The following is a 7,907-nucleotide window of genomic DNA, read 5'->3' as shown; positions in this document are numbered from 1 at the left end:
TTTTTTATATTTTTATGTAATTGGTACTAATTAAATTTAGCCCTAATTATATACTTAGACGCTAAATTAAATAATCCTTGTATATAATATTAAATCACATTATACACAAGGATTATTTTGATTAGGTTTACTATAATATATAAGTTTTTACGACTAGATTAATTTTATAAAATCTATGCATTAACTAGTTCGATTAAATCATCTACACTATCAAGTTTTTCTGTAAGTAATGGAACTATATCTTTAACATCTCCTACTATACCATAATCTGCTATATCAAGTATTGGAGCTGTTTCATTTTTATTTATAGCTATAATAAAATCAGAGTTTTGCATACCTGCTAAATGTTGTATAGCCCCAGATATACCACAAGCTATATAAAGGTTAGGTTTAACAGTAGTTCCTGTTTGCCCAACTTGATGAGAGTGGTCTATCCATCCAGCATCGACAGCTGCACGTGATGCTCCTACTACTCCACCTAATTTATCAGCTAATTGTTTTAACATTTCAAATCCTTCAGGACCTCCCATTCCAAGTCCTCCAGATACTATTATATTTGCATCTGTTAAAGATACTAAATCTTTTTTAGTTTTAACAGTTTTTATAACTTCTACTCTTATATCATCTTTACTTAAGTTAAATGATATAGGAACTATTTTTCCATCCCTAGAATCATTTTTCTCTGCTTTTTCCATAACTCCAGGTCTAACTGTAGACATTTGAGGTCTAGTGTTAGGGCATATAATTGTAGCCATTATATTACCACCAAACGCTGGACGAGTTTGTTTTAACTTTTTATCATCTGGATCTATTTCAAGTTTTGTACAATCTGCAGTAAGACCAGTACTTACTCTTGAAGCTATTCTTGGAGCTAAGTCTCTTCCTATATGAGTAGCACCATAAAGTACTATTTCTGGTTTAAATTCATTTATTGCATCAGTTATAACTTTTGTATAAGCATCAGTTGTGAATTTTTCTAACAATTCATTATCTGCAGTATAAACTGTATCTGCTCCATAAGCAACTAATTCTTTAGCCATAGAATCTACATTTTTACCTAATAATATTGCACATAGGTTAACACCTATTTCATCAGCTAATTTTCTACCTTCTCCAAGTAATTCTATTACAACTGGTGTTATTACACCCTCTCTTTGTTCTGCAAACACCCAAACATTTTTGTATGAGCTAAAATCTTTTATATTTGTATTTATATTTGTATTCATCTTAACCTCCAACTTATATAATGTGCTTTTGTTTTAGTCCTACTAGTACCGTATTCACAATATCTTCTGGATTACCTTTAAGTATTTCCCCTTTACCTCTTGGATCTGGTGTAAATGATTTAAATACTTTTGTTGGTGATGCTTTAAGTCCTACTTCTTCTCTATTTACATCTAAATCGTCTATAGTCCAAACTTTTACTTCTGTTTTAAATGCTTTTACTATTTTATCAACAGACATATGTCTTGGTTCATTAAGTTCTTTAACAGCTGTTAAAAGAACAGGTTTTTTTACTTTAATTACTTCGTATCCATCCTCTAATTGTCTTTGTACAGTCACTGTATCCCCATCTATAGAGAAATCTTGCACATATGTAACTTGAGGTATATCAAGTTTTTCAGCAATTTGTGGTCCAACTTGAGCTGTATCTCCATCTATAGCCTGTCTTCCAGCAAATACTATATCATAATCTCCTACCTTTTTGATTCCTGCTGCTATTGTATTTGAAGTTGCCCAAGTATCAGCTCCTCCAAATGCTCTATCACTAAGAAGGATTGCTTCGTCAGCACCCATAGCCAAACACTCTCTAAGCATAAAGTCTGCTTGAGGAGGTCCCATAGTTATTACTGTTACTTTTGATCCTTCATGTTCATCTTTTAATCTTAGTGCCTGCTCTAATGCATTTGCATCATCAGGGTTTAATATACTTGGAACACCATCTCTTATAAGAGTTCCTGTCTCTTTATTTATTCTAACTTCATTAGTATCTGGAACTTGTTTAACGCAAACTAATATTTTCAAAGTCTTTACCTCCATTTAACTAGTATAAAATATTTTTAAAGGTTTAATTTATTTTAAAATGCTCGAAGATATTACCATTTTTTGAACTTCTGATGTACCTTCATATATAGACATTATTCTAGCATCTCTATATATTCTTTCGATTGGATAATCTTTTATAAATCCATATCCACCATGTAATTGTAATGCTTTATAAGCAACTTCATTTGCTATTTCAGCTGCATAGTATTTAGCCATAGCAGATTCTTTAGTCATATTTACTCCTGCATCCTTCTTCTCAGCTGCATCATAAACTAACCATCTAGCTGCATTTACTTTTGTTTCCATATCAGCTAAAGTAAATTGAGTATTTTGGAATTTAGAAATCGGTTTTCCGAATTGAACTCTTTCTTTTGTATATTTTATAGCTTCATCAAGTGCCCCTTGAGCAACACCTAATGCTTGAGCTGCAACACCTATTCTACCCGCATCAAGAGTTTGCATAGCTATCTTAAATCCTATACCTTCTTTTCCTAATAAATTTTCCTTCGGTACTTTAACATTTTCAAATATTAAGTCTGAAGTTTGAGTTCCTCTAATACCCATTTTATCTTCATGAGCTCCAACAGAGAATCCTTCCCATTTACTTTCTACTATAAATGCAGATGTACCTTTTAAACCTTTTGATCTATCTGTAACTGCTATTACTATAGCAAAGTCACATATAGGTCCATTAGTTATAAAAGTTTTTCTTCCATTTAATATATAATGATCTCCATCAAGTTCTGCTGTTGTTTGTTGTGCCGAAGCATCAGATCCTGCTCCTGGTTCTGTAAGACCAAATGCCCCTATCATTTCACCTGATGCTAGACCTCTTAAATATTTTTGTTTTTGTTCTTCTGTTCCATTACTAAGTATTGGAAGTGATGCTAAAGATGCTGATGCAGTTGCATAAGTACCAGTAGATGCACATCTTCTACTAAGCTCTTCCATTATTATCGCATATGATACATAATCGGCACCTGCTCCCCCATATTGTTCAGGTATTGCGACACTTGTATATTTTGCCTTAGCCATTTTGTCTAATAATTCTCTTGGCATTTCCCCAGTTTTATCAATTTCTTCTGGTAAAGTTGCCAATTCTCTACTTACGAAGTCTCTTACTGCTTTTCTTAAAAGTTCTTTCTCTTTATTAAATAACATATTCTCCTCCATTTTATATTCTAAAATTTTTGATATGAGATATTATTAAAAACAAAATCTTTAGAAATAATTCCTATAATCAATGCATCTGTTTAGTTTATTAGATATAAAGATTTCGCTTGTTACAAATATAATTTAGGCGAAGCTAAGCATCTCAGAGAAGGCTTGCACACGAGTTCTTACTTGCTCATTATTTGATGTCTGTTGATCAACTTCAATATATAATGTAGGAATATTACTTGATTCTATATCCTTTTTAACTACAGGATAATCATATTCCTCTGGATCACAGAATTTCATCATACAGAATACTACACCATCTGCTCCATTAGCTTTTACTTCATCTACTATCATAGATCCACGTTTTTTATCTGGATCATAAGCTAATGAACATCCTTCTACATTTGACCATTGTCTTGCTAATCTTTCTAAAGCATCTTTTCCATCTGGAACTAAAGTTCTAAATTGTCTAGATTCTTGAGCTAAATCATCTGCAATAACTGTTATATTATTTTCTTCTAATATCTCTAAGATATCTTTTGAGTCCAGTGATATACCAGTAAGTACAACTTTCCTTCCTGTACATTCTTCAACTTGCATTTTATTTAGTTTAGATATAAGATTTTTAACTAAATCAGTATGTTCCTCTTTTCTCATAAAGAATCCACTTTTTATAACTAAATTTCTTACTGAAGGTTTTATTGTTTTTGAATATTTAGGAGCTAATGCTACAAACTCTTGCATTACTCTTCTATGTTCATTGTAAACTTCTATACTTTCATGTAATTTTTCTTCTGTTATTTCATGCCCACATATTTTTTCTAATTCTTTTTTTACATGTTTAAATTCATTAACTAAGTATGTTACCCCTGAGTCTAGCTTTCTATTTTGCGGATAAACTAAAGCTATATAAGGTACTTGTGGAACTGCTACCTTCCAGTTTTGACCTAGGCAAATTAATGTATCACACATTCCAGGTATTATAACAGCTGAAAGTTCATTGTAAGCTCCTTTAAGCCCATATTCTAGAGATGATTGCATTATTGAACATGCAAATGCTGGAAAATACTGTTTTGCTAGATCTAATTCAGTATGTCCGCCCCATATACCTACAGGAAACATTCCTGCTGCATGGATTATTTCTTCTGGACAGTAAACTGGGAAACATCCTATAGCCTTATTTCCAGTATCTTTCTTAAATTTTTTGATAACCTCATTTGGATTATCAATTACTTCTTGCATTCTTGCTAAAATAGCTTCCATTATATTTCACCTCTGTTAAGATTTTTTCTCTCATCCATAACTTCAACTAGACCTTGTATTCTAGTTTCAAATTGAGCCTTAGTAAATCCTCTAGGATCTGCTTGGTCTCCATCAAAACCAGCTGATGGTATTCCTGTAATTTCTTCAGTTTTTCTTTGCATTTCATACTGAATTAAACTCATAAGCTTACAGCTTCTATTCATATGATAGAAAGCTCCATCACATTTACCATCTCTTAATGAGTTAACTCTAAACTCTGTCATTTGATCTAAGTTAACATTATTGAACATTCCACTATAAGCTCTTGCCATTCCATCTAAATCATTAACTTCATATTGAAGAGCCCATGCATGTGGGTAAACACTACCTGTCATATTAACTCCATATTTAGCTAGTGTTTTCATTTTATATCCTATATAAGGCCAACAAGGAATTCCTTCCATCATTATTCTATATTTTTCTTCTCCTCTAAATGTAGAGACTTTATTTTTCTTATTTTCTTCTAATTCATCTATTAAAAGTTTAAATGCTTCTGTAGTTTCCTTTTTACCTCTTGCACAAACTATTACTGCCATATAAGTGAATAAATCAAATCCATTCATTGGAGATGGATCTGAACCTTCAGGTAAACTCATTGAGTATTTCCAAAGTCTACCATTTTCAGCAGATGTCTTCATTACATCTTCAAACTTTTTAGGATCAAATTTTTTGCCTGATATTTTTTCAAGTTGTGTTATAGCTTCTTGGAATTGAGCTTTTATATATTCAACCCTTTCATCTGTAACATGATCTTCATCATTGAAAGGTAAATCTATCATTATCATAGGTATATTTAATTCTTTTGATATATTTTCATACCATTTTATTACTTGGTTACATATATTGTTGCAACATAGTAAAAAGTCTGGCTTTGGCATATCTAAAGTATCACTTTTTCCTTTTTCTAAAAACCCAAAATTTGTTCTAGCGTAAGCACATAAATCTATAGAATATCCTTGAGCTTCTGATCTTTCGCATAAATCTAATGACTCTTTCTTTGCAGCTACTCCTGCTGCTTGGTTTTCTGGATAACATAAATTTAAATCAAATACCTCTGCTAATTCTTGAGGAAATACTGAAGTTGACCAACCAACAGGTCTACCTTCTTCTTTAGCTTTAAAAGCATTTGCATACTGTTGAGCTAAGAGCTCATTTATCACTGTTCTAGCATCTTTTTTTTCAGACATTTTCATCCCTCTTTACTATTATTTTTTTGTTTCATTGTAGGCATATATAGCTGCTCCTAAGGCCCCTGTAAGTTGAGGTATCTCAGGAACTATTATATTAGTCCCTAACTCTCTTTCCATAGCTTTAACGACGCCTGAATTTTTAGCAACTCCACCAACCATAACTACATCCTCTTTGACTCCAAGTCGCTTTACCAAACTGGCAACCCTTTTAGCAACTGAAGTATGTATTCCTGCAACTATGTCCTCTATAGCTATATCATTTGATAAATGTGATATAACTTCTGATTCTGCAAAAACTGTGCATGTATTACTTATGGATACTTCATTTTGAGATCTCATTGATATATCTCCAAGATCAGATACATCCACTTCAACGATTTTTGCCATAACATCTAAAAATCTACCAGTACCTGCTGCACATTTATCGTTCATTAGGAAGTTTAACATAACCCCATTATTATCTAACTTAAGTGCTTTAGCATCTTGCCCTCCGATATCTATTACTGTTCTAGCTGTAGGTACTAAAAATTTTACACCCTTAGTATGACAACTTAATTCACTTATTTGTTTATGAGTTTCAGCGTATTTCATACGCCCATAACCAGTTACTACAGTATTTTGAATATCAGAACCTTTTATATTAAGCTTTTTGTACAAATCTTCAAGAACTCTAGCAGGCCCGCTAGTTCCAGTTCCTGAAGATATTGTAGAGTAAGCTACTATTTCTTTTCCATCTTTTAAAATAAGTCCTTTAGATGCAGTTGACCCTATATCTAATCCCATTGTGTACATTTTGAGCGCCCCTTTTTATCTCTAAACTAGCTCTTTTGAATCATCTAACTTAACAGCTTGAGAGTTAACCATATTTAATATTTCTTCTTCTGTATAACCTAACTCTTTAAGAACTTCTTCTGTATGTTCTCCTACTCTTGGAGCTGGTGTATATTCTTTTATTCCCATAGTTTTAAACTTAACTGGTCCGTTTACTAACACACCTTCATTTCCATTTGCATATTTAGTTTTAAATAGAAAATCGTTTGCCCAAGCTTGCTCATCTTTAAGTATATCTTCACAACTTTGAACTTTTTCAAATGGAAGGTCTGCTTCTTCTAATAATGCTGACCATTCATCTAATGTTTTTTCAAGCATTGCTTCTGCAACTATTTCAACCATTTCATCAACATGTAATGGCATTACTTTTATATCATTGAATCTTTCATCTTCCATTATTTCTGGTCTATTTATAACGTTACAGAATTTTGGAAGCCATTTATTATATTGAATTAATGCAAGTTGTATCCATTTACCATCTTTACATTTATAAGTGGTCATAAGTGGACTATTTGGCTTAGCTCTTGATATAGGCATTGTATTTCCATATTGAGCTGTAGTAATCATCATTCCCATTCCATAAAGTGCTGTATGGTATAAACTTACTGTTACTCTATCCCCTTCACCTGTCATTTGTTTTTTATAAAGAGCTGCTAATATACCTGCCGTTAATGAAACTCCTGCATAGTGATCTCCAAATGCTGCTGCTGTATTACATGGAGAAGTTCCTTTCTCCATAAGAGATTGACTCACTCCACCTCTTGCAAAATATGCTGTATAGTCAAATCCCGGTTTATCTTTTAATGGTCCATTTTCTCCATATCCAAGTATATGAGCATGTATAAGAGCAGGGAATTCATCTTTTAATTGCTCATAAGTAAGACCTATTTTTGAAAGAGCTTGTTCTCTAACATTAGTAATAAATATATCAGCTTTAGCTAAAAGCTTATGAATTATTTCTACTCCCTCTTTTGTTTTTACATTTACGCTTATACCTTTTTTATTTCCATTTTCTAATTCAAACATTGGATTTTCTTCATCTGTACATGGAGATTTGAAAGTTCCACCCATAACTCTTATTCCATCTCCACCAAGTGGCTCTATCTTAATTACTTCTGCGCCCCAATCTCCAAGTAGTTTGGCGCAGCAAGGAGCTGCTACGAAACTTGATAATTCAACAACCCTAACACCTTTTAGTAATGCTTTATTATCCATAACTCAACCTCCTATAATTATAAACATCATATAATATTTAATTTAATTTGATAATTAATAATTCTAAAAATAAGTTTTAAAAAACTTTGAGATAAAATTTTATTTTGCTATTTATTTTGTTAAGCATTTATCGTGCCAAGATTTATATTTTTAATGAAATAG

At 32.1% G+C, this 7,907-nt stretch carries 7 protein-coding genes; all 7 read right to left on the bottom strand.

Going from position 1 to position 7,907, the window contains the following annotated elements; genetic code table 11:
* Positions 1 to 173: 173 nt before the first annotated feature.
* Complete coding sequence (locus tag VN21_RS04455) at positions 174 to 1,226, bottom strand: electron transfer flavoprotein subunit alpha/FixB family protein (RefSeq protein WP_046822236.1); 1,053 nt, start codon at positions 1,224 to 1,226, stop codon at positions 174 to 176.
* A 13-nt stretch (positions 1,227 to 1,239) separates the two neighbouring features.
* Positions 1,240 to 2,025 (bottom strand): electron transfer flavoprotein subunit beta, encoded by a 786-nt coding sequence (gene etfB, locus VN21_RS04450; protein WP_021430126.1) that lies wholly within the window; start codon positions 2,023 to 2,025, stop codon positions 1,240 to 1,242.
* A 48-nt stretch (positions 2,026 to 2,073) separates the two neighbouring features.
* Positions 2,074 to 3,207, bottom strand: coding sequence for a putative isocaproyl-CoA dehydrogenase AcdB (acdB, locus tag VN21_RS04445; protein WP_046822235.1), 1,134 nt, complete (start codon positions 3,205 to 3,207; stop codon positions 2,074 to 2,076).
* Positions 3,208 to 3,342: 135 nt separating this feature from the next.
* Entirely contained in the window at positions 3,343 to 4,470 is a 1,128-nt protein-coding gene (hadC, locus tag VN21_RS04440; RefSeq protein WP_046822234.1) for a (R)-2-hydroxyisocaproyl-CoA dehydratase subunit beta, read from the bottom strand.
* Positions 4,470 to 5,696, bottom strand: coding sequence for a (R)-2-hydroxyisocaproyl-CoA dehydratase subunit alpha (hadB, locus tag VN21_RS04435; RefSeq protein ID WP_152650769.1), 1,227 nt, complete (start codon positions 5,694 to 5,696; stop codon positions 4,470 to 4,472). The genes hadC and hadB overlap by 1 nt, the downstream gene beginning before the upstream one ends.
* A gap of 18 nt (positions 5,697 to 5,714) precedes the next feature.
* Complete coding sequence (locus tag VN21_RS04430; protein WP_021430301.1) at positions 5,715 to 6,491, bottom strand: acyl-CoA dehydratase activase; 777 nt, start codon at positions 6,489 to 6,491, stop codon at positions 5,715 to 5,717.
* A 21-nt stretch (positions 6,492 to 6,512) separates the two neighbouring features.
* Positions 6,513 to 7,745 (bottom strand): CaiB/BaiF CoA transferase family protein, encoded by a 1,233-nt coding sequence (locus VN21_RS04425; protein WP_046822232.1) that lies wholly within the window; start codon positions 7,743 to 7,745, stop codon positions 6,513 to 6,515.
* Between the last annotated feature and the right edge of the window lie 162 nt (positions 7,746 to 7,907).

Source organism: Paraclostridium benzoelyticum (assembly GCF_001006285.1).
In the GTDB taxonomy this organism is placed as follows: Bacteria; Bacillota; Clostridia; order Peptostreptococcales; family Peptostreptococcaceae; genus Paraclostridium; species Paraclostridium benzoelyticum.
This window is presented reverse-complemented; position numbering and strand designations above follow the sequence as displayed.

Excerpts from the sequence above, each read along its gene's own strand:
- VN21_RS04425 (WP_046822232.1), bottom strand. The coding sequence starts at position 7,745 with ATGGATAATAAAGCATTACTAAAAGGTGTTAGGGTTGTTGAATTATCA.
- acdB (WP_046822235.1), bottom strand. The coding sequence starts at position 3,207 with ATGTTATTTAATAAAGAGAAAGAACTTTTAAGAAAAGCAGTAAGAGAC.
- hadC (WP_046822234.1), bottom strand. The coding sequence starts at position 4,470 with ATGGAAGCTATTTTAGCAAGAATGCAAGAAGTAATTGATAATCCAAAT.
- VN21_RS04430 (WP_021430301.1), bottom strand. The coding sequence starts at position 6,491 with ATGTACACAATGGGATTAGATATAGGGTCAACTGCATCTAAAGGACTT.
- VN21_RS04455 (WP_046822236.1), bottom strand. The coding sequence starts at position 1,226 with ATGAATACAAATATAAATACAAATATAAAAGATTTTAGCTCATACAAA.
- hadB (WP_152650769.1), bottom strand. The coding sequence starts at position 5,696 with ATGTCTGAAAAAAAAGATGCTAGAACAGTGATAAATGAGCTCTTAGCT.